The organism is Qipengyuania nanhaisediminis (genome assembly GCF_900115585.1).
Taxonomy (GTDB): Bacteria; Pseudomonadota; Alphaproteobacteria; order Sphingomonadales; family Sphingomonadaceae; genus Qipengyuania; species Qipengyuania nanhaisediminis.
In genome coordinates, this window is record NZ_FOWZ01000001.1 from 633,441 (window position 1) to 654,414 (window position 20,974).

22 protein-coding genes are annotated in these 20,974 nt (G+C 63.1%); 15 read left to right on the top strand and 7 right to left on the bottom strand.

From position 1 onward, the window contains the following. Positions 1 to 14 precede the first annotated feature (14 nt). On the top strand, positions 15 to 2,483 hold the full coding sequence (locus BM173_RS03250) for a ligase-associated DNA damage response DEXH box helicase (protein WP_090477236.1): 2,469 nt from the start codon (positions 15 to 17) through the stop codon (positions 2,481 to 2,483). A gap of 3 nt (positions 2,484 to 2,486) precedes the next feature. Here the strand turns inward: BM173_RS03250 and BM173_RS03255 are convergent, their stop codons facing one another. The 5 genes from BM173_RS03255 to BM173_RS03275 all read right to left on the bottom strand — a co-directional run bounded on the left by BM173_RS03255 (position 2,487) and on the right by BM173_RS03275 (position 5,627). After that, positions 2,487 to 2,918, bottom strand: a complete 432-nt coding sequence (locus tag BM173_RS03255; RefSeq protein ID WP_090477238.1) for an ExbD/TolR family protein — start codon at positions 2,916 to 2,918, stop codon at positions 2,487 to 2,489. Positions 2,919 to 3,060: 142 nt separating this feature from the next. Next, positions 3,061 to 3,492, bottom strand: coding sequence for an ExbD/TolR family protein (locus tag BM173_RS03260; RefSeq protein WP_090477240.1), 432 nt, complete (start codon positions 3,490 to 3,492; stop codon positions 3,061 to 3,063). A gap of 36 nt (positions 3,493 to 3,528) precedes the next feature. Next, the gene (locus tag BM173_RS03265) at positions 3,529 to 4,059 is read right to left on the bottom strand and encodes an ExbD/TolR family protein (RefSeq protein WP_177201785.1); all 531 of its coding nucleotides are present in this window, start codon (positions 4,057 to 4,059) and stop codon (positions 3,529 to 3,531) included. A gap of 75 nt (positions 4,060 to 4,134) precedes the next feature. Then, entirely contained in the window at positions 4,135 to 4,923 is a 789-nt protein-coding gene (locus BM173_RS03270) for a MotA/TolQ/ExbB proton channel family protein (protein WP_090477242.1), read from the bottom strand. Positions 4,924 to 4,973: 50 nt separating this feature from the next. Then, positions 4,974 to 5,627, bottom strand: a complete 654-nt coding sequence (locus tag BM173_RS03275) for an energy transducer TonB (RefSeq protein ID WP_224803303.1) — start codon at positions 5,625 to 5,627, stop codon at positions 4,974 to 4,976. 392 nt (positions 5,628 to 6,019) lie between these two features. Between BM173_RS03275 and BM173_RS03280 the strand changes: the two genes are divergently transcribed. From BM173_RS03280 to BM173_RS03290, 3 genes are all read left to right on the top strand, one after another. Beyond that, positions 6,020 to 6,841 carry a hypothetical protein gene (locus BM173_RS03280; RefSeq protein WP_090477246.1) on the top strand — a complete coding sequence of 274 codons (822 nt, stop codon included), beginning with the start codon at positions 6,020 to 6,022 and terminating at the stop codon, positions 6,839 to 6,841. 69 nt (positions 6,842 to 6,910) lie between these two features. After that, complete coding sequence (locus tag BM173_RS03285) at positions 6,911 to 7,327, top strand: acyl-CoA thioesterase (RefSeq protein WP_090477248.1); 417 nt, start codon at positions 6,911 to 6,913, stop codon at positions 7,325 to 7,327. Next, a complete protein-coding gene (locus BM173_RS03290) occupies positions 7,320 to 8,627 on the top strand; it encodes a homoserine dehydrogenase (RefSeq protein WP_090477250.1) in 1,308 nt (435 codons plus the stop codon). Before BM173_RS03285 ends, BM173_RS03290 begins: the two co-directional genes overlap by 8 nt. Here BM173_RS03290 and BM173_RS03295 read toward each other — a convergent pair. Then, positions 8,581 to 9,213, bottom strand: coding sequence for a hypothetical protein (locus BM173_RS03295; protein WP_143089555.1), 633 nt, complete (start codon positions 9,211 to 9,213; stop codon positions 8,581 to 8,583). The two genes, BM173_RS03290 and BM173_RS03295, sit on opposite strands and share 47 nt — an antisense overlap. A gap of 89 nt (positions 9,214 to 9,302) precedes the next feature. On the opposite strand from BM173_RS03295, the gene glpX reads away from it, so the two are divergent. Both glpX and BM173_RS03305 read left to right on the top strand, forming a co-directional pair. Then, positions 9,303 to 10,277: a class II fructose-bisphosphatase gene (glpX, locus tag BM173_RS03300; RefSeq protein WP_090477254.1), complete on the top strand. Its 975-nt coding sequence runs from the start codon at positions 9,303 to 9,305 to the stop codon at positions 10,275 to 10,277. A gap of 94 nt (positions 10,278 to 10,371) precedes the next feature. Next, on the top strand, positions 10,372 to 11,307 hold the full coding sequence (locus BM173_RS03305; protein WP_090477256.1) for a ribose-phosphate pyrophosphokinase: 936 nt from the start codon (positions 10,372 to 10,374) through the stop codon (positions 11,305 to 11,307). Between the two features lie 3 nt (positions 11,308 to 11,310). Here the strand turns inward: BM173_RS03305 and BM173_RS03310 are convergent, their stop codons facing one another. Further along, a complete protein-coding gene (locus BM173_RS03310; protein WP_090477258.1) occupies positions 11,311 to 12,321 on the bottom strand; it encodes a helix-turn-helix domain-containing protein in 1,011 nt (336 codons plus the stop codon). Positions 12,322 to 12,405: 84 nt separating this feature from the next. Here BM173_RS03310 and hisN point away from each other — a divergent pair, with 84 nt between their 5' ends. From hisN to BM173_RS03355, 9 genes are all read left to right on the top strand, one after another. Next, positions 12,406 to 13,188, top strand: coding sequence for a histidinol-phosphatase (gene hisN / locus BM173_RS03315; RefSeq protein ID WP_090477260.1), 783 nt, complete (start codon positions 12,406 to 12,408; stop codon positions 13,186 to 13,188). Between the two features lie 12 nt (positions 13,189 to 13,200). Beyond that, positions 13,201 to 13,965 (top strand): SDR family oxidoreductase, encoded by a 765-nt coding sequence (locus BM173_RS03320; protein WP_245755737.1) that lies wholly within the window; start codon positions 13,201 to 13,203, stop codon positions 13,963 to 13,965. Positions 13,966 to 14,084: 119 nt separating this feature from the next. Continuing rightward, positions 14,085 to 14,288 (top strand): 50S ribosomal protein L35, encoded by a 204-nt coding sequence (gene rpmI, locus BM173_RS03325; protein ID WP_040964345.1) that lies wholly within the window; start codon positions 14,085 to 14,087, stop codon positions 14,286 to 14,288. 25 nt (positions 14,289 to 14,313) lie between these two features. Next, positions 14,314 to 14,673, top strand: coding sequence for a 50S ribosomal protein L20 (gene rplT, locus BM173_RS03330; RefSeq protein ID WP_090477261.1), 360 nt, complete (start codon positions 14,314 to 14,316; stop codon positions 14,671 to 14,673). Between the two features lie 114 nt (positions 14,674 to 14,787). Further along, on the top strand, positions 14,788 to 15,720 hold the full coding sequence (locus tag BM173_RS03335) for a helix-turn-helix domain-containing protein (protein ID WP_090477263.1): 933 nt from the start codon (positions 14,788 to 14,790) through the stop codon (positions 15,718 to 15,720). Next, complete coding sequence (locus BM173_RS03340; RefSeq protein ID WP_245755738.1) at positions 15,717 to 16,622, top strand: helix-turn-helix domain-containing protein; 906 nt, start codon at positions 15,717 to 15,719, stop codon at positions 16,620 to 16,622. Before BM173_RS03335 ends, BM173_RS03340 begins: the two co-directional genes overlap by 4 nt. 110 nt (positions 16,623 to 16,732) lie before the next feature. Then, positions 16,733 to 17,833, top strand: a complete 1,101-nt coding sequence (pheS, locus tag BM173_RS03345) for a phenylalanine--tRNA ligase subunit alpha (protein ID WP_090477265.1) — start codon at positions 16,733 to 16,735, stop codon at positions 17,831 to 17,833. Then, positions 17,830 to 20,223: a phenylalanine--tRNA ligase subunit beta gene (gene pheT, locus BM173_RS03350; RefSeq protein ID WP_090477268.1), complete on the top strand. Its 2,394-nt coding sequence runs from the start codon at positions 17,830 to 17,832 to the stop codon at positions 20,221 to 20,223. Before pheS ends, pheT begins: the two co-directional genes overlap by 4 nt. Next, on the top strand, positions 20,220 to 20,972 hold the full coding sequence (locus tag BM173_RS03355) for an SDR family NAD(P)-dependent oxidoreductase (protein WP_090477270.1): 753 nt from the start codon (positions 20,220 to 20,222) through the stop codon (positions 20,970 to 20,972). Before pheT ends, BM173_RS03355 begins: the two co-directional genes overlap by 4 nt. The last annotated feature ends 2 nt before the right edge of the window (positions 20,973 to 20,974 follow it).

Consider the following 20,974-nt stretch of genomic DNA (forward strand, 5'->3'; position numbering starts at 1 on the left):
TGCGCTGTGATTAGGTGAGCGAGCAGGCGGTTCCTTCCCAGATCAACGACTGGTTTGCCGGTCGCGGTTGGCGCATCCGCCGGCACCAGCGCCAGATGCTCGAGGCAAGCGATGCCTCGCGCCACGCCTTGCTGGTCGCCGACACGGGCGCGGGCAAGACGCTTGCGGGTTTTCTGCCGACGCTTGCCGACTTCACCGAAGAGCGACTTGACGGGAAGGCCCCCCCCGATGGCCTGCATACGCTTTACGTCTCGCCGCTGAAGGCGCTCGCACATGACGTGCAACGCAACCTCCTCACGCCGATCGAGGAGATGGGACTGCCGATCACGGTGGAAACGCGCAGCGGCGATACGCCGTCGGATCGCAAGCGCCGCCAGCGACAGAAACCGCCGCATGTCCTGCTGACGACGCCTGAGAGCCTGTCGCTCCTGCTTTCTTTCCCTGACAGCTTCGAGCTGTTCTCGGGCCTCAAGCGGATAGTTATCGACGAGGTGCATGCCTTCGCCACCGGCAAGCGGGGCGATCTCCTCGCGCTTGCCCTTTCGCGCCTGCAAGCAATTGCTCAGGACATGCGGCGCGCGGCATTGTCGGCGACGGTTGCCAGTCCCGAGGCTTTCCTCGAGTGGCTCGCCCCGTGGGGCGATCTCGACACGGTCGAGCTGGTCGAGGGCGAGCAGGGCGCGCCGTCCGAGGTCGAGATACTGCTTCCGGACGAGGAGCGGGTGCCGTGGGGCGGGCATGCGGCGACGTGGGCCATTCCCCAGCTTTACGAGCGCATCAGCAAGAACCGTACGACGCTGGTATTTACGAACACGCGGTTCCTTGCCGAATACATCTTCCAGCACCTGTGGGATGTGAACGATGAGAACCTGCCGATCGGCATCCATCACGGTTCTCTGAGCAAAGAGGCGCGGCGCAAGGTGGAGGGTGCAATGGCGCGCGGCGAACTGCGCGCGCTCGTCGCGACGGCTAGCCTCGATCTCGGCGTCGACTGGGGCGATATCGACCTGGTCGTCCAGATGGGCGCTCCGAAGGGATCGAGCCGCTTGCTGCAGCGCATCGGGCGTGCGAACCACCGGCTCGACCAGCCGAGCCGGGCGCTGCTGGTCCCGGGCAACCGCTTTGAATTCCTGGAGGCCACCGCGGCCAAGGAAGCGGTCGACGAAGGGCGGCGCGACGGAGAGGATTTCCGTCCCGGAGGCCTCGATGTGCTCGCCCAGCACGTGATGGCTTGTGCCTGTGCCGCGCCTTTCGAGGAAGGTGAGCTGTTGGCGCAGGTCCGGTCCAGCCTCTCATACGCCTGGATCGACGAGGAGATATGGCAGCGCGTCCTGACCTTCGTAGCCACCGGCGGTTATGCGCTCGAAGCCTATGACAAGTTCAAGCGTATCGTGCGCGACAATGAGGGTGTCTGGCGCCTGAGCCATCCCGAACAGGCCCAGCGACACAGAATGAACGCAGGGATCATCATCGACAGCGAGATGCTGGAGGTGCGGATCAATTCGGGTCGCGGGCGCGGCGGACGCAGCCTGGGCAAGATCGAGGAACGCTTTGCAGCCTCCCTGAGCCCGGGCGACACATTTGCCTTTGCCGGGATGAGCCTGGAGGTCGTAAAGCTGCAGGACATGGAAGTGCTTGTGAAGGCCGCCAAGGCGAGCGCGATGATCCCGAGCTATGGCGGGGCGCGAATGCCGCTCACCACACATCTGGCTGACCGCGTGCGAAGCATGCTGGTCGACCGGGCAGGGTGGGCACGTTTTCCCGAAGACGTGCGCGAATGGCTGGAGGTGCAGGACTGGCGCTCGCAGATGCCGGGACCGGGCCAGCTATTGGTCGAGAGCTTCCCACACGCGAAACGCCATTACAGCGTCTATTATACCTTCGAAGGCTGGAACGCGAACCAGAGCCTTGGAATGCTGATCACCCGCCGGATGGAGGATCGCGGCCTCATGCCGGGAGGCTTCGTGGCCAATGACTATTCACTGGCGGTATGGGGCTTAAAATCGGTAAAGGATCCCGCCCCGCTTCTGTCACCCGACATCCTGCAGGACGAATTTATCGAGTGGGTTCAAAATTCGCACCTGCTGCGGCGGGCCTTCCGAGAGGTGGCCGTTATCGGCGGATTGGTCGAGAGGCAGCATCCCGGCAAGCGAAAGACGGGCAAGCAGGTCACGTTTTCGACCGACCTGATTTACGATGTGCTCCGCAAGTACGAACCCGACCACGTCCTCCTCGAAGCGGCATGGGCCGATGCAAGGACGCGGATGACCGATGTGGGGCGGTTGGGCAGCCTGCTCGATCGGGCGGCGGAGGAGCTGGTCCATGTCGAACTCGACCGGGTCAGTCCGCTCGCTGTACCGGTCATGGTCATGATCGGGCGTGAAGCGACGCCGCAGGGCTCGGTCGATGACGAGTTGCTGCTCGAGGCGGAGAGCCTGGCCGGTGCGGCCATGCGTGTCGACGAGGCTCACGAGCCCCACTGAGCCCTACTGTGTGCGACCGAAGTTCCGATACCGGTCATTCCCGACAAACGCGAAATTCTCGACCCCTGAATCCTTTATCAGAGCGATGGTGCGGGCCGAGGTGGCATAGCTCGCCCGGCCATCGGGGTCGAAGCGGACGACCGGCTGGCTGTCCATCGCAGCGACGCCAGCCAGCTGGTTGAGCAGGCCTTGCCGGTCCATCTCCGCGCCGTTCCAGAACAGGCGATCGGATGCATCGATATGGACGACATTCGTTTCTTCGATCGGGTTGGACGGACTTCCGCTTGGCAAAGGGACTTGCAGCGCGTGCGTGGCGATCGGGATGGCGAGGATAAACATGATCAGCAGGACCAGCATCACGTCGATCAACGGAGTGATGTTCAGATCGCTCATCGGGCGGCCGACATTCTGTCTCGTGGTGGCGGGATACGGCATCTCACTCTCCCTCTATATATGTAATAGCATAACATACCAAATGGAATGCGCAATACGGGAGGGAAGGTGGGCGGCGGGGATTGCAGGCACAAAAAAAAAGGGGCGGATCGCTCCGCCCCTTTCCTTAAATCTGGCTCGGCGTTTACTTGCCGAAGCTGCGATAGCGTTCATTTCCGACGAAGCCGAACTTGGTCACGCCGCTCGACTTGATGATCTGGAGCACGCGGGCCGAAGCTTCGTAGCTTGCCTGTGCTTCCGGCTCGAACTGCAGTTCGGGTTCCGGATTGATCGTCAGCGACTGGGCCAGCAGGTTGACGAGATCGCCTTCCTGGATGACTTCGCCGTTCCAGAGCAGCTCATCCGTCGGTGTGATGACCAGCTTGTTCTTGTCCGGCTCCACCGTGACGGGGGGCGGATTCGGGTTCGGTTGCGGAAGGTCGATATCGACCGAGTGGGTCGCCACCGGGATGGTGATGATGAACATGATGAGGAGAACGAGCAGGACGTCGATCAACGGCGTCATGTTCATTTCCATCATCGGGGCGCCATCATCCTTGCCGCCTGACATTGCCATGAGGGTATCTCCCTAGAAATTCTGGCTCGAAGCCGATCAGCCGTTCGGGTCGACCGGGTTCGAGATGAAGCCGACAGTCGGATAACCGGCCGCCTGCACGTTGTAGATCGCCCCCGCGACGCACGACCACGGTGCATTCACGTCACCGCGGATGTGGACCTGCGGAATTGCTTCGGGGTCTTCCATGATCGCTTCGGGACCACCGTAGCGCTGGACGATCTGGTCGAGACGTTCGAACGCCTGGTCGTAAAGCTCTTCGGAGGTAACCGGGGTCGTATTGTTGAAATACACCCGGCATTCGCCGTTGCGCGATGCGCCCTCGAAACCTGGCTCGCCAGCACTCCGGCCCGATGCATCGGTGGTGCTGACCGTGAGGAGAAGGTTCTCGACCTTGTCCTTGGATTCCAGGGACTCGAAGATCGGGATCTCGAGCTTCTCGATCGTCTGGATCGCGACCGGGACCGCGATGAGGAAGATGATCAGAAGCACCAGCATCACGTCCACGAGGGGGGTGGTGTTGATGTCCGACATGGGCGTTTCTGCGCCGCCGCCTACCTGAACCGCCATCTTGTGTCCTGTCCGTAGCTAAAAGAAATCAATGTGTCGGAAGGGGCGGAGGCCAGTGGCCCCCGCCAATCCGTCTTACTTCTTGACCGCGCCGGTCGCAGTGCCGGTTGCGGGCTTGGCAGCTACCTTGCCTGCCTGCTGGGTCGACGTCGCCGTCATTGCAGCCGGGCGGATCTTGCCGTCCGAGCTGATGTTGGCGAGCAGGTCGGTGGTGAAACCGCTCATCAGTTCGGCGATGCGACGGTTACGGCTCTGCAGCCAGTTGTAGGCGAACACGGCCGGAACAGCGACCAGGAGGCCGATGGCGGTCATGATCAGTGCTTCACCGACCGGGCCTGCGACCTTGTCGATCGAAGCCGAACCGGCGGCACCGATGTTGATCAGTGCGCGGTAGATACCGATAACCGTACCGAGCAGACCGACGAACGGTGCGGTTGCACCGACGGTCGCGAGGAACGGCAGGCCGCCTGCGAGCTTGGCGTTGATCGTTGCTTCCGAACGATCGAGCGAACCGTGCAGCCAGTCGTGAGCTTCGAGGCTGTCGCCCATCTTGTGGTGGCTGTCGCGTGCCTTGACGGCATCGTCGACCAGCTGGCGCCATGCGCTGTTCTTGTCGAGCTTCTTGGCGCCTTCGTCGAGCGAATTGGAGCGCCAGAAGGTGTTCTTCACACCCTTGTACTGGTTCATCACCTTCTGCTGTTCGAACAGCTTGGTGAAGAGAATGTAGAACGAACCGACCGACATGATGATCATGACGGAGAGAATGAACCAGGCGACGAAGCCGCCCTGTTCCATTGCTTCCCAGAAACCGAAGGAGGTCTGCGGAGCTGCATCGGCGGCAGCAGCAAGAAGTTCAAAGGTCATAGCGAGTAGTCCTCTCGAAAATTACGTTCCGCCTCAATGGCGGGAAAAGCTTAGTTGAGACGGTATACGATCGTGGTCCGGTAGGTATCCGTAATCGGATCGCCCGCCGTATTGAGAGCCGGATCGAAACGCGCATAGCGGGTCATGCCATCGCACGCTGCGGTATCCAGGTCGCTCGAACCACTGGAACTTGTAACTGTACAGCCAGCCACGCGGCCATCGGTGCCAACAGTCACGCTCACACCAACGTTACCTTCGACACCGTCGCGTTCTGCGCGGCGAGGATAGTTACGCTGAATCCGGCTTGCCCAGCTGCTCTGGCCCTTGGGGCTTGCACCACGAGCCTTGGAAGGCGCGGGGGGCGGTGCCGGCGGAGCGGGCGGAGCGGGCGGCGGAATCCGGACGGCGGGCGGTGCCGGCGGCGGGATCGTCGTCTGGGTGCGGATGGGCGGCGGAGCCGGAGCGATATTGATCGGCGGCGGTGGTGCCACGGGCGGCGGGGGTGCCGTCTCCGGGATATCTTCCGGCGGGGGCGGAGGTTCGTCCTCAGGCTCCGGCGGCGGCGGCTCTTCCACGTCGATTGTGGTCACGCGTTCGACGACCGACTTAGCCACATCGAGGGCAAGTCCGGTAATCAGGGCGTAACCGAGTCCTATGTGGATGAGGGCAACGATGATGATCGCAACGATGCGATTGCCACTCATCTCTTGGTCAGCATAAGCCATTCGGTTGCATCACTCCATCGTGTCTGCCCGATTCGCACCGGGCCGTTTTGGCGCCGTGGGGGGAGGTATTTCTGACCGCAATCCCGACGCCGAATTCCATACTATGCAAGCAATATCCCCTAGGGGATAGAGCGCTGCGAACCAGGGGCTGTTCCCGAAAACTCCCGAAAACGGTCGTTTCAGGCAATATTGTATCATTCGCCCGGCTCAGGCCCATCCCTTAGCTGCGATGCTTTACAGGGGCAAACCCTTTTCCGGTTAAGGGGCAATTCACGGCTACGATGAGAGGAACCTTGGCAGCGTTGGATCGGTTGACCTACGAGACGGCGAAACCTTAATGGTCCCAGCATTCGAGAAGGCTTATTGCGCCCATGTTTTCAAAGACTTTCTTCGCGATTTCGGCGGCAGTGGCGCTTGCCGTCCCGGCTGCTTCGCAGGACAACGCGCCGCGCATGACCTATGCCGACCTGGTCCAGCTTTCCGATGGAACGCCGCTCGTCATCAGGGCTGAAATCCGCAAGCAGGCGCAGGTTTCACCCGAGCGCGCACCGGGACTCGCACCCGGATTTGCGCGTCTCTATGTCGAGGCGCGTACCGGCTCGCTGATCGCCGGGACCGTGCCGGTGGGCGAAGAACTGAAGTATCTGGTCGATGTCCCGCTCGATGCGAAAGGCAAGGTTCCCAAGCTCAAGAAGCAGGAGGTCATCCTGTTCGCTAGGCCGGTGGCCGGCCGTCCGGGGGAGATCCAGCTCGTCGGCACCGATGCGCAATTGCTCTATTCACCCGAATTGGAAAACCGGCTGCGGCCGATCCTTGCAGATCTCGTATCTCCGCAAGCCCCGCCGAAAATCACCCGCGTTTCCGATGCCCTTGCTGTCGAAGGAACGCTCGTGGGCGAATCGGAAACCCAGCTGTTCCTTGATACGGAAGAAGACGGGCCGGTGTCCGTGACCGTGGTTCGCCGCCCCGGCCAGGCTCCGCGCTGGGGCGTGTCGTGGACCGAAATCGTCGACCAGGCCGCGCGCCCGCCGCAAGCCGGAACGCTGGAGTGGTATCGTCTAGCCTGCGCCTTGCCGCGGGACCTGCCGGGCACGGCAAACCTCGCCCAGGACCAGCGTGCTCGCGACCTTGCGGCGCGCGATTACGCCTTCGTGATCGACCAGCTGGGCCCGTGCGAGCGTACGACCGACTGAATGCCCGCTTAGGGCCTGCAAAGACAAACTGGTTCACGCGGGTGCATATGCTGCGCTAGGCGGTCCCGCATGGATCCCTATCGTCATACATTCCGCGTGCGCTACGCAGAGGTCGACCCCCAAAGCGTCGTCTTCAATTCGCGCTATCTCGAATACGCCGACGTCCTCGTCAGCGAATTTTTCCGCGAAGCGCGGGAGCGCGGAATGCCAACCGACGTCGAATTCCACGTGCGCCGCGCGGAAGTCGATTATCTCGCGCCAATCCGCCTCGAAGAATTGATCGAGGGCCGCCTTACGGTGGTCCGGATCGGCAATTCGAGCATGGAGACGCTCATCACGCTTCACGGCGCGGAAGAAGGCGACCTTCGCGCGGAGATTCGTCTCTACAATGTTCATGTCGACCTGCCCGAAGGTCGCCCTACTCCTGTGCCCGACGCGGTGCGCGAGGCTTTCGGTTTCCCGGCACGGGAGGGCGCCGATGTCTGATCCCTTGCGCATAGCGCTGGCAGGTCTCGGCACTGTCGGCACCGGAGTGATCCGCTTGATCGAAACCAACCGCGACATGATCGCTGCCCGCGCCGGCAGGCCGATAGAGATCGTCGCGGTGACTGCTCGCGAGCGGAGCAAGGACAGGGGCGTCGACCTTTCCCGGTATGCCTGGGTCGACGACATGCAGGCCATGGCGGCCCGCGCGGATGTCGATGTCGTTGTCGAACTGGTCGGCGGCTCCGACGGCCCCGCGCTCACGCTCGCCCGCTCCGCCCTCGATGCAGGCAAGGGCCTGGTCACTGCGAACAAGGCGATGGTGGCCCATCACGGGCTCGAGCTGGCCGAACTCGCCGCGATCAAGAAGTCGCCCTTCGCTTTCGAAGCTGCGGTGGCTGGCGGTATCCCGGTCGTAAAGGGATTGCGCGAAGGTACTGCCGCAAATGCGCTCAACCGTATCTACGGCATTCTCAACGGCACCTGTAATTACGTGTTGTCGGAGATGGAGCGCACGGGCGCCGACTTCGACGAGATGCTTCAGGCCGCGCAGGAGAAGGGCTACGCCGAAGCCGATCCGGCTTTCGACATCGAAGGCGTGGACGCCGCGCACAAGCTGGCGATACTTGCAGCCATCGGATTCGGGACGCGGATCGATTTCGATGCCGTCCAGACCGAAGGCATAACGCAGGTCCGGGCGAGCGACATCGCCCAAGCGGATGCACTCGGTTACGTGGTGCGGCTGGTCGGTATCGCCACGCTGGAGGACCACGGAGAGGGGCCGCGCCTGCTGCAGCGGGTGCGCCCGTGCCTCGTGCCGTTCCGCCACCCGCTTGCAGCGGTGACCGGCCCGACGAATGCCGTGGTCGCGGAAGGCGATTTTTCGGGCAGGTTGCTATTCCAGGGGGCAGGGGCAGGCGACAAGCCGACCGCCAGCGCCGTGGTCGCGGATCTCATCGAAATCGCGCGCGGCCAGAGCGGCGCGCCGTTCTCGGTCCCCGTCACGGCGCTGCAAAGCTGCGCTGCGGCCGACCCCGGCGACAGGATCGGGCGAGACTATTTGCGCTTTACAGTTGCGGACCGGCCCGGTGTGCTGGCCGAGATAACCGCCGCCATGCGCGATGCGGGCGTTTCGATCGAAAGCATGATCCAGCGCAGCCGCGACCACGATGGCGGCGAAGTCCAGGTGGCGATGGTGACCCACGAAGGGCCGGAGCGCTGCGTAACCGAAGCGCTTTCGCTCTTGGAGGGCTCGCCTAGCCTGACGGCTGCTCCTCTGGTGATGCCGATCCTGAAGGACTGACCTCCTCATCGTCGTGCAGGTCGGGCTCGGGCAGGCCGAGCTGCTCGGCATTGTCCTGCATACCAGCGCTGTGAACGATTTCTGCTTCGCCAGGGCCAGGCGCGACGAGGCCGTCGTTTCCGCGCGGGGCCAGACCGCGCGCGGCTCTGTCCGCGTCTGATCCCGGCGGTGCTTCGGGCAAGGCACCGACGTCGATAAGGACGGGCATCGGGGGCGGGCACGGGCCGATGAAACAGCCCCGCGCTGCCACAAATCCGTGATTGGGGATGCCGAAAGTATCTACGGGCTTCTGACCTTGCGAGCGCGCAGCGATGCGTCGTTCTGTTTCGTCCTTGTCGTAATATCTCGAATTTTCGGTGTTACGACGGCGGCAGACGATGATCTCGCGGGAGATTTCCGCCGCGTCCTGTTCCTCGCTGCAATCCTCGAGACGCTGCTCGTCTTCGTCGTCCACCTCTTCGGGTACCAGCAGGTCGATCCGCTCCGGCGGCGTGGCTGACTGGGCTTCCAGCGCCTCCTGCGCCAAGGCCGGCTGGGAGACCGAAGCCAGAAGAATGCAGAGGCCCGTCCAGCCAAGTCTCGACAAGATGATGCTCCTGCGTATATCGGCCCGCGCATACGAATTCGCGGGCCATCCACCTGGGCCCCAAACTCGCTCCAAGGACTGAACACCCCATGAACTCGCCTGCTGAAAATTCCCTCGACCGCGTCCTCGTCCTTGAAATGGTCCGCGTGACCGAAGCGGCAGCGGTTGCTGCGTCGAAATTGATCGGCCGCGGCGACGAGAAGGCCGCCGACGCTGCTGCAGTCGAAGCGATGCGCAAGGCATTCGACACCCTTTATATGGATGGCACGGTCGTCATCGGCGAGGGCGAGCGTGACGAGGCGCCGATGCTGTTCATCGGTGAAAAGGTCGGCGGCGCACCGGGCAAGGGGCCAAAAATCGACATCGCTCTCGACCCGCTGGAAGGCACGACCATCACCGCAAAGGCCGGGCCCAATTCGCTGGCCGTGCTGGCAGCAGCCGAAGAAGGCTGCCTGCTCAACGCGCCCGATGTCTACATGGACAAGCTCGCGGTCGGCCCGGGCTATCCCGAAGGCATTATCGATCTCGCCAAATCGCCGACCGAGAACGTGAAAGCCGTCGCCGAGGCCAAGGGTGTGGAGCCGGGCGACATCATCGTCTGCGTGCTCGACCGTCCCCGGCATGCCGACCTGATCGCCGAATTGCGCTCGCTGGGATGCGGCGTTGTCCTGATCGGCGATGGCGATGTGGCAGGCGTGATCGCAGTGACGGACGAAGAAACCACGATCGACATGTACATGGGCCAGGGCGGCGCACCCGAAGGTGTGCTGGCCGCAGCCGCGCTGCGCTGTGTCGGAGGCCAGTTCAATGGACGGCTGGTGTTCCGCAACGACGACGAAAAGGCCCGCGCTGCGAAATGGGGCATCACCGATCTCGACCGTATCTACACGCGGGACGATCTGGTGAAGGGCGACTGCATCTTTGCCGCGACCGGCGTCACCTCGGGCAGCCTGCTCGAAGGCGTGAAGTACCTGCGCGGCGGCAAGATGACGACCGAAAGCGTGGTCATGCGCGCCTCCAGCGGCACGGTGCGCTGGATCAAGGGCGAACATCGCACGAAATAACCAGCGAAGCGGGGAATGCCCCGCTTGTCATGTTGCAATCCCATGACGTGTCGCTAGGCGGGAGTGACTGCCAGCCGACACGGGATTCGCTCACATGAAGATCATGGCCGCCAATTCGAACCTGCCGCTCGCGCGTGCGATCGCAGGCTATCTCGAAATGCCTCTCGTCGATGCGCAGGTGCGCCGCTTCGCCGATGAAGAAATCTTCGTGGAGATCCACGAGAATGTGCGCGGCGAGGATGTCTTCGTCGTCCAGTCGACCAGCTATCCGGCGAACGACAATCTCATGGAATTGCTGATCTGCATCGATGCGCTCAAGCGCGCTTCGGCGCGGCGCATCACCGCCGTGGTCCCTTATTTCGGCTATGCCCGGCAGGACCGGAAACCCGGACCGCGTACGCCGATCTCGGCCAAGCTGGTAGCGAACCTCATCACCGAGGCAGGTGCCGACCGCGTTCTCTCGGTCGATTTGCACGCAGGCCAGATCCAGGGCTTCTTCGATATCCCGACCGACAATCTCTATGCGGCGCCGGTCATGGCTGCCGACATCCAGGCGCGGTACGGCGACCAGGACCTCATGGTCGTTTCGCCCGACGTCGGCGGCGTCGTGCGCGCACGCGCATTGGCTAAGCGCCTCGACAATGCACCGCTGGCCATCGTGGACAAGCGCCGCGATCGTCCGGGCGAAAGCGAAGTCATGAACATCATCGGCGACGTATCGGGCCGTCACTGCATCCTGATCGACGATATCATCGATTCGGGCGGCACGCTGTGCAACGCGGCCCAGGCGCTGCTCGACCAAGGCGCCGCTTCGGTGGCGGCCTATATTACGCACGGCGTTCTTTCCGGTGGTGCGGTCGCGCGCGTCGACGGGTCGGCTCTGAAGGAACTGGTCATCACCGATTCCATCAAGCCGACGGATGCGGCCTCGGATTCCGAACGCATCCGCATCCTGACCATCGCCCCGCTGATCGGCGAAGCTGTCCGGCGGATCGCCGACGAAAGTTCGGTCAGCTCGCTCTTCGACTGAGGGCTAGTCGGTACCCGGCTCGGCCGACGGGTCGCGCCACGAAGGTTTTTCCGACCCCGCAAGCTTGGCGATGGCCTCGAGCCTGCGCGACTGGCGAATTTCCATCGTGATCCGCAGGAGCGGGCAGTCGCCCGTCTGCATGGCGCCCGGCGTGTGGTCGAAGAAGTGACGCATCTCGCGCGTCATGTGCGATTGGTCGAAATAACGCAGGCGCAGCTCGGGCTCCTCGGAGGTATCGGCAACACCCAGGAGAGCCGCCGCCATGTCGAGCGCGCGGGCTCGCCGGAGCGCGAATTTTGGCGTCACTCCCCAATTTCGCGAAATAGTGCGCTCAAGCGTGCGCGGTGTGATGTCGCGGTCGGCCGCAAATTCGGAAAGGCTGGCGGTGGGTTTGGTAAGAGTCAGCCGCTCGAACTCGTCCAGCAGATCATGCGGCCTGTCCGGCGATGCTGCGTGCAGGGAGTCGCGCAATGCAGCCTCGCTCGCATCGAGCCAAGCATGGGGATCTTCTTGCGGGTGGTGGCCAGGCGCGATCTTCTGGAGACCGCTAATGGGATCGAACGGAAGGATGCGATCGAGCGTATCGCGGGGGTCCGGCAGTCCGAAATTCGTCGCGAATGCCGAGGTGCAGTTGATGGAAACCACGCGGAAGGATCCATCGACCCTGAGGTTCATCGCCTTTGTTTCGGGGCCGAAATAGAGCACGAGGCCTTTGTTGCCGGGCTCGTATTCGATTTTTCCATCGGCTGTCCACGCAGTCCATTTCGCGCCGTAGATCATGCGGATGACCGGATGTTCGCACAATGACATGCACTCGATCGATGCGCCTTCTGGCATGTCGACCGACGTCACGCCGATGCGCATGATCCAGTCCTGCAGGTCCTTTCCGGGTGCCCGGTTCAGGGCAAGCGGCATGCCCTGCCGCGTGGACCCAGTATGTGACTGAATCGGAGGCAGGTCTGCATCGGCCTTACCGTTGGCCGGCTTCTCCTGGTCGTCTTTCGACGTGGTCACGAAATTCCCCTTCAGTACGACCCGAAGGCGGAGGCGCGATCAAGCGAGCTTGACCGCGGACCTTAAGACAGCAAATGCAGGCCCATGCCAACAAGTTCCGATCTTACCTTCGCCAACCGCCTTGCCGATGCGGCGGGCGATGCCATTCGCCCCCTGTTTCGCGGCAACTGGGAACAGGAGAAGAAATCCGACTCCAGCTTCGTCACCGAAGCCGACCGCGCTGCCGAGGCAGCGATGCGCGCGCTGATCGAGGCGGAGTATCCGGATGATGGTATTGTCGGGGAAGAATATGGCACCCGCAACGAGGGCGCAGGGCGGCAATGGGTGCTCGATCCGATCGACGGCACCACCAGCTTCATTGCCGGAAGGCCGATTTTCGGGACCCTTATCGCGCTGCTGCAGGACGGCTTCCCGGTTCTGGGCATCATCGACCAGCCAATCGGACGCGAACGCTGGGCTGGATTCTCCGGCAAGGAGACGACTTTCAACGGCAAGCCCGTGCGATCCGCGCCCTGCCGGTCGCTGTCCGACGCGGTCCTTGCCACTACCACTCCGCACCAGTTCAGCGACCAGGAGGCCGATCACTTCATGGGCCTCGCCAAGGCGGTGGCCGAACGCAAGATCATCTATGGCGGCGACTGCTACAATTACGGTCTGGTGGCGAGCGGTCATGTCGACATCGTGTGCGAAGCGGGTTTGAAGCTGCACGATTTCGCCGCGCTGGCTCCGGTGGTTGAAGGGGCGGGCGGACTGATGTGCGACTGGAGCGGCGGGCCGCTGCATTCCGCGAGCGACGGCAATGTGCTGGCTATCGGCGATGCCGCCCGGCTAGAGGACGTCCTGGAAGCGATGGACCTGGCGCTTTGACCTGCCGTCAGGATGGCAAAGGCTGAAATGGATGCGGGCGTTTCGCTGGAGGGCCGATCGGCCCTCGTAACGGGTGCCTCGAGAGGGCTCGGCTTTGCGATTGCCGAGCGTCTGGCGCAGCGAGGAGCGCAGGTCTGGCTGAATGGCAGGGACGCTTCGGCGCTGGAGGAGGCCCGCGCGGCGATCGCAGGCGATTGCCGGATCCTTCCATTCGACATTTGCGACGACGATGCCACCCGGGCGGCCATCGAGGAAATGGCAGGCGCGGGCGGGATCGACATACTGGTGAATAATGTCGGCCAGAGAGACCGGCGCGATCTTGATGACGTCGTGCGTGCGGACATGGCCCGAATGCTCGAGGTCAACCTCGTGGCGCCGTTCGATCTGGCTCGCAGGGCCGCTGCCTATATGACGCGCAAGGGTCGCGGCAGGATCGTGAACATCACGTCCATCGCCGCCCGGATTGCTCGAGGCGATGTCCTGTATACGGCCAGCAAGGGCGGGCTGGATGCCCTCACGCGTGCCCTCGCTGCAGAGCTCGGGCCTGCAGGTATCACGGTCAACTCGGTCGCGCCCGGCTATTTCGCCACGGAGGCGAACAGCGAGATGGTCGCCGATGACGAAACGGCCGCCCACCTTTCGCGGCGGACCTCGCTGGGGCGTTGGGGGCAGCCGGAGGAAATCGCGGGGGCGGTTGCCTTCCTCGCCTCGGACGAGGCGAGTTACATCACCGGGCAGACCCTGGCCGTGGACGGCGGCTACCTCAGCCACTTCTGACTTGCATTCGCGGGCAGAATCGCTATCTCGCGCGCCTTCACCGACACGTGATTCATGTGCCGGCCTGGCGACAAGGGCTGCCAGGGCTGGTTCGACGTGTCTCTGCAAAGGAGATGAAAATGCCCAAGCTGAAGACCAAGAGCGGTGTGAAGAAACGCTTCAAGATCACCGCCAACGGCAAGGTCAAGCACGGCGTCGCTGGCAAGCGTCACCGCCTGATCAGCCACAATGCGAAGTATATCCGCCAGAACCGCGGCACCACTGTCCTGTCGGAAGCCGACACCAAGACGGTGAAGAAGTGGGCGCCTTACGGCCTCGACTGATCGCGACACTCAAGGAGAATAAGATATGCCTCGCATTAAACGCGGCGTTACCACGCGCCAGAAGCACAAGCGGCTCCTAGACCAGGCCAAGGGCTATCGCGGTCGCCGCAAGAATACCATCCGCGTCGCTCGCCAGGCCGTCGAAAAGGCTGGCCAGTACGCTTACCGCGACCGCAAGATCAAGAAGCGCAACTTCCGCGCTCTGTGGATCCAGCGTATCAACGCTGCGGTTCGCGCCGAAGGTCTGACCTATTCGCAGTTCATGCACGGCACCAAGCTTGCCGGTATCGAGCTCGACCGTAAGGTCATGGCCGATCTCGCCATGAACGAAGCTGCGGCTTTCAAGGCGATCATCGAGCAGGCCAAGAAGGCTCTTCCGGCCTAATCGGCTCGAACCTTCAGGTTTGAACGCAAGCAAGGGCGTCTCCTTTTGGGAGGCGCCCTTTCTTTTTGTGCCGCCGGATTTGCGAAATCCCGTCCATCCGATATCTTGGATTGCATGGTCCACGACCAGCAACCCGAAACGGACTTCGACCTGACGGTGCGCTTCTTTCCGCCGCCCGAAGACCTCGCGGCGTGCCTGACGACGGTCTACCTTCTCGAAACAAGGATCGGTGGCGGGGCCAAGGTGACCGATTACCTGCAGCCCGAATGGGGTAATCTGAGGTTCTTCTGCGAAAACGCGCCCTACGCGAAGGTGGTGAACCCTGACGCGCCCGAGTCGTCCTTTGTCGACGGCGCACGATTCCAGGCAACCGGCCCCAGTTCCAAGCCGGTCTATTTCGAGATGGGCGAGACGAGGATGTGGGGCATCGGCCTGAAGCCGCTAGGCTGGGCGAAATTGATAGCCAAGCCCGCCAACGAATCCGCAAACATCATCACCGATGGCGAAAAACACCCGACCTTCCGGCATTTGGCGGACTTGTGCGAATTGCTGTGTGAGCCATCGCAGGACGATGAGGAGCAGTTTGCAAAGCTGGTCCAGGTCTTGCGCGAAAATCTGCAGCCGACGCGTGACGAGACGCGGATCATCGCGATCCATGAAGCCATGGTCGATCCTTACCTCACCTCGATCGACGACTTTGCCGACGCGGCAAAGATGCACAAGCGTACGCTGGAGCGGCTTTGCAACCGGCACTTCGGATTTTCGCCGCGGTTCCTGCTGCGCCGACAGCGGATGATGCGCAGTCTCGCTGCATTCATGCTGTCAGAAGGGGAGAGCTGGTCGCGGACTATCGACCGGCACTATCACGACCAGCCGCATTTCGTGCGCGAGTTTCATGAATTCATGGGCATGAGTCCGACCGAATATGCGACCATCGATCATCCCATCCTCAACGCGTTCATGACCGAGCGTCAGCGCATCTGGGGGTCTCCTGTGCAGACGCTCGACAAGCCGCGGCAGGATCTCGACGGCGGAAGCGCGTCTTGACCGACACTGCGCGCGGCGCGCTGGCCGTCGAACTCGAATTCTTCCTGCCTCCCGAGCAGCTGAGGCCTTTCATTACGACCGTATACCGGTTCGATGTGGTCGAGCCTGAGCTTGGCAGCGCGGCGGAGCCGATCCGGGATTGGCTGCACCCGGAGTGGTTCAATCTTCGCATCGTGCTGGAAGGGGAGCTGTCTGCCAGTATCGGGCCAGGCACCCCCGTGAACGTGCCACGCCTCGTGATGACCGGCCCGACGAGCCATGCTGCCGAATTCGTCGCTCCACCATGCCACACCTGGGGTGTGGGCATACTCCCCGCCGGCTGGGCAAGGCTCTCCGGCAAAAGTGCCGCCGAATATGCGGACCGAATGTGCGATGTCGAAGCCGATTCAGATTTGCAGCAATTGACGCCGCTCACACAGATATCCCGCAGCAACAGCACCCTCGCGCAGAAAGATGCGATTTTCACGCTCTTCGGCAAGCTGCTGGCCAAGCCCAGCAAGCGTGAAGCGGAAATTGTCGAGGCCCAGCGCGCCCTCCTCGACCCCGGTTGCGCAACTGTCGCCCACCTCGCCGAAAAACTCGCGATGACGACCCGCACGCTGGAGCGGTTCGCCCTGGATGTGTTCGGCTTTCCGCCACAGCTCCTGATCCGACACCAACGCTTCCTGCGTAGCCTTGCGCAGTTCATGCTTGACCCGTCGATGCGCTGGATCGAGACGCTCGACCCGCAATATTACGACCAGGCCCAGTTCACCCGCGACTTCAAGCGATTCATGGGAATGGGGCCGCGCGAATATGCGAGATTGCCCCACCCCGTTCTCGGTGCGGCCGCCAAGGCGCGCCAGGCGGTGGCGGGGGAAGCGGTGCAGGTGCTTCACAGGCCGGCAAGACCCGCAAGCTGACAGCGAAGTCGAGTTTTGGCGACGCACCTAGCCCTCGACCCCGAAACTGGGCTTTAGCATTTCGGCCTATGCCGCTAGAGGCAGCCCCCTACAGGATTCCCGAGGAATAGATGACCGATCTGGCTACAATGCGTGAGAGCGCGCTGACGCGTATCGAAGAAGCACAGGATGCCGCCGCCCTGGAGAGCTTGCGCGTCGAACTGCTTGGTAAGCAGGGTTCGATTTCCGGACTGATGAAGACGCTGGGCAAGATGAGCCCTGAAGAGCGCCAGAGTGAAGCGCCGAAGATCCAGGGCCTGCGCAGCGATGTCGCCGATGCGATCGCCGCCAAGAAGGATGCGCTCGATGCAGCCGAACTGGAACGCCGGCTCGCATCCGAAACGCTCGACCTTACCCTGCCCGAACCGCAATCGCCAAAGGGAAGCGTCCACCCCGTCAGCCAGGTAATGGACGAGCTGGCGGAGATTTTCGCCGACCTCGGTTTCTCGGTCGCCACCGGTCCCGAAATCGAAGACGACTGGCACAACTTCACCGCGCTCAACATGGCTGAAACGCACCCTGCGCGCGCCATGCATGACACCTTCTATTTCCCCGATGTGGACAGCGAGGGGCGCCGCATGCTGCTGCGTACGCACACCTCGCCGGTGCAGATCCGCTCGATGGTCAAGCAGGGCGCGCCGATCCGCATCATCGCGCCGGGCCGCGTCTATCGCTCCGACAGCGACGCCACCCACACGCCGATGTTCCACCAGGTCGAAGGCCTCGTCATCGACAAGGATATCAATCTCGGCCACCTCAAGTGGACGCTGGAAACCTTCCTCAAGGCGTTCTTCGAGCGCGACGATATCGTGTTGCGCCTGCGCCCCTCCTATTTCCCGTTCACCGAACCTTCGGTCGAGGTCGATGTGGGCTGGCAGGACGTGAACGGGCGCCGCGTGCTTGGCGGGGACGGCGATGCGCCGGGTCACGGCTGGATGGAATTGCTCGGCAGCGGCATGGTCAACCGCCGCGTGATCGAATTCGCCGGGCTGGATCCTGACGAATGGCAGGGTTTCGCATTCGGCGTCGGCGTCGACCGCCTCGCGATGCTCAAATACGGGATGGATGATTTGCGCGCCTTCTTCGACGGCGACCAGCGCTGGCTCGATCATTACGGCTTCTCGCCCTTCGACCAGCCGACCCTCTCCGCAGGCGTGGGAGCAAGCGCATGAAGTTCTCGCTCGAATGGCTGAAGTACTTCCTCGATACCGACGCGGGCGTCGCGGACATCGCTGCTGCACTCAACCGTATCGGCCATGAGGTCGAGGGGATCGAGGACCCGGCAGAAAAGCTGGAAGGCTTTCGTGTCGCCAAGGTGCTGACCGCAGCCAAGCATCCCGATGCCGACAAGCTGCAGGTGCTGACTGTCGATACCGGTGAGGGCGATCCGCTGCAGGTCGTGTGCGGTGCGCCCAATGCGCGGGCCGGCATGAAGGGCGTGCTCGGTCTGCCCGGTGCGGTTGTCCCGGCGAACGGCATGGAATTGCGCAGGAGCGCGATCCGCGGAGTCGAATCGAACGGAATGATGTGTTCGGTTCGCGAACTAGAATTGGGCGAAGAGCACGACGGGATCATCGAGCTTCCCGAAGACGCACCGGTCGGCCAGACCTTCGCCGAGTATCACGATGCTTCGCCCATTTTCGATGTGGCCATTACCCCGAACCGCCCCGACTGCATGGGCGTCGAAGGCATCGCGCGCGATCTTGCGGCGGCCGGTCTCGGCACCTTCAAGCCGGTCGAAGCCTCGGCTATCGAGACGTCAGGCCCATGCCCGATCGAGATCCGCACCGACGATCCGGAAGGATGCCCGGCGTTCTATGGCCGCGTCGTACGCGGGGTCGACAACACCAAGCCTTCGCCCGAGTGGATGCAGCGCCGCCTGATTGCGGCAGGCCAGCGCCCGATCTCGGCACTGGTCGACGCGACCAATTACCTGATGCTCGCTTTCGGTCGCCCGGCGCACGTTTATGACCTGGCCAAGCTGTCGGGCGCTGTCGTGGCGCGCCGCGCCAGGAACGGCGAAACGGTCGAGGCGCTGAACGAGAAGACCTACACGCTCGACGACACGATGACCGTGATCGCCGACGACAACGGCGTGCACGATATCGCCGGCATCATGGGCGGCGAGCATTCGGGCGCGACGCAGGGCACCACCGACGTCCTGCTCGAGATCGCATACTTCAATCCGGAGCGCATCGGCGTGACGGGGCGCAAGCTCGGCCTTGCCTCCGACGCGCGCACACGTTTCGAGCGCGGTGTCGATCCGGAATATCTCGACGATGGCCTCGCCATCCTCACCAGCCTGATCACCAAGACCTGCGGTGGTGAGCCGACCGAAGTGGTGCGCGCAGGCACTCCGCCGACCGAAGCGCTGAAGATCGAGTTCGACCCCGACCTGACCGAGCGTCTCGGCGGCCTTGCAGTCCCCCAGGACGAGCAGCGCGCCATCCTGACTTCGCTGGATTTCGAAGTGAGTGATGACTGGACGGTCACATGCCCGCCGCGCCGCCACGATATCGAAGGCCCGGCCGACTTGGTCGAGGAAGTGGTCCGCATCCACGGTATCGACGAGGTGGAAAGCACCCCACTTCCGCGCCGTCCCGGTGTCGCATTGCCGACGGCAACCCCGCTCCAGCAGGCGGAGCGCAAGCTGCGCCGTGCCGCGGCCGCACGCGGTCTCAACGAAGCGATCACATGGTCCTTCCTGCCGACCGCCGAAGCGGAGCATTTCGCGGACGGTGCCCAGCTGTGGGTTCTGGACAATCCGATCAGCGAGGACATGAAGGCCATGCGCCCCTCGCTCATCCCGGGCCTGCTTTCTGCAGCCAAGCGCAATGCCGATCGCGGGTCCGACGGCGCGCGCCTGTTCGAAATCGGGCGACGCTATTTCCGCGGGGCAAATGGCGCGAGTGACGAAAAGCCGACGCTCGGCGTCGTGCTTTCCGGAGAGAAGACCGCGCGCGGCTGGTCCAATGGCAAGGGCGCCAAGTTCGATGCCTATGACGCCAAGGCAGAAGCCGTTGCGCTGCTAGAATCAGCCGGTGCCCCGGTCGGCAACCTGATGGTGATGGGCGAGGCTGGCGAGCAGTTCCACCCCGGCCAGTCCGCCACCTTGCGTCTCGGCCCGAAGAACGTGCTCGCCCGCTTCGGTGCGCTGCATCCCAACACGCTCAAGGCTTTCGACATTGATGGTCCGGTCGTGGCAGTCGAGATATTCCTCGACGCGATCCCGGCGAAGAAAGGCGGGGGCGGATTTGCGCGCGCGACCTATGCGCCACCGGCCTTGCAGGACGTGACCCGCGACTTCGCGTTCCTCGTCCCGGCGGAGCTGCCTGCAGGCGACCTCGTTAAAGCAGTGCGCGGAGCGGACAAGAAAGCGATAGTCGACGCTCGCGTTTTCGATGTCTTTGCCGGCCAGGGAGTGCCCGAAGGCCACAAGTCGGTCGCGGTTGAAGTCGTGCTGCGCCCCGGCGAGAAGACTTTTACCGACGAAGAGATCAAGGCGATCTCGGACAAGATCGTCGCAAATGCGGCCAAGCAGGGTGCGGAGCTGCGCGGATGAAGACTGCCCTCGTCACTGGCGCAACTTCGGGGATCGGCGAGGCGACGGTTCGCGCATTGGTTGCGAGCGGCTGGCGCTGTGTGGCGACGGGGCGGCGCAAGGAACGGCTGGACGCACTGGTCGCGGATCTGGGTGCGGATAAGGTCCATGCGGCCAGCTTCGACGTCCGCGACGAAGCGGCGCGCGATGAGGCGCTCTCCAATCTTCCCGAAGCGTTTGCGGCTATCGACCTGCTGGTGAACAACGCCGGCCTGGCGCTTGGCACGGCTCCTGCGCAGGAGGCCGATCTCGACCAGTGGAAGACGATGATCGAGACCAATGTCACGGCCCTGGCTTCGATCACGCACAAGCTTTTGCCTGCGCTGATCGAGCGCAAGGGCGCGATCATCAATATCTCGAGCGTGGCGGCCAATTATCCCTATCCGGGCGGCAATGCTTATGGCGGGACCAAGGCCTTCGTGCGCCAGTTCAGCCTTGGCCTGCGGGCCGACCTGCATGGCACGGGCGTGCGCGTGTGCTCGATCGAGCCGGGCATGGTGGAAACCGAATTCACGCTCGTGCGCACGGGCGGCAACGAGGAAGCGCACGAAACGCTTTATGGCGGCGCCGATCCCATGACCGCAGGCGATATCGCCGAAACCGTGCGCTGGGTCGCCGAGCTGCCGCCGCATCTCAACATCAATACGCTCGAATTGATGCCGGTCAGCCAGAGTTTCGGCGGCTTCCGGGTCGCCCGCGGCGAGGGCTGACG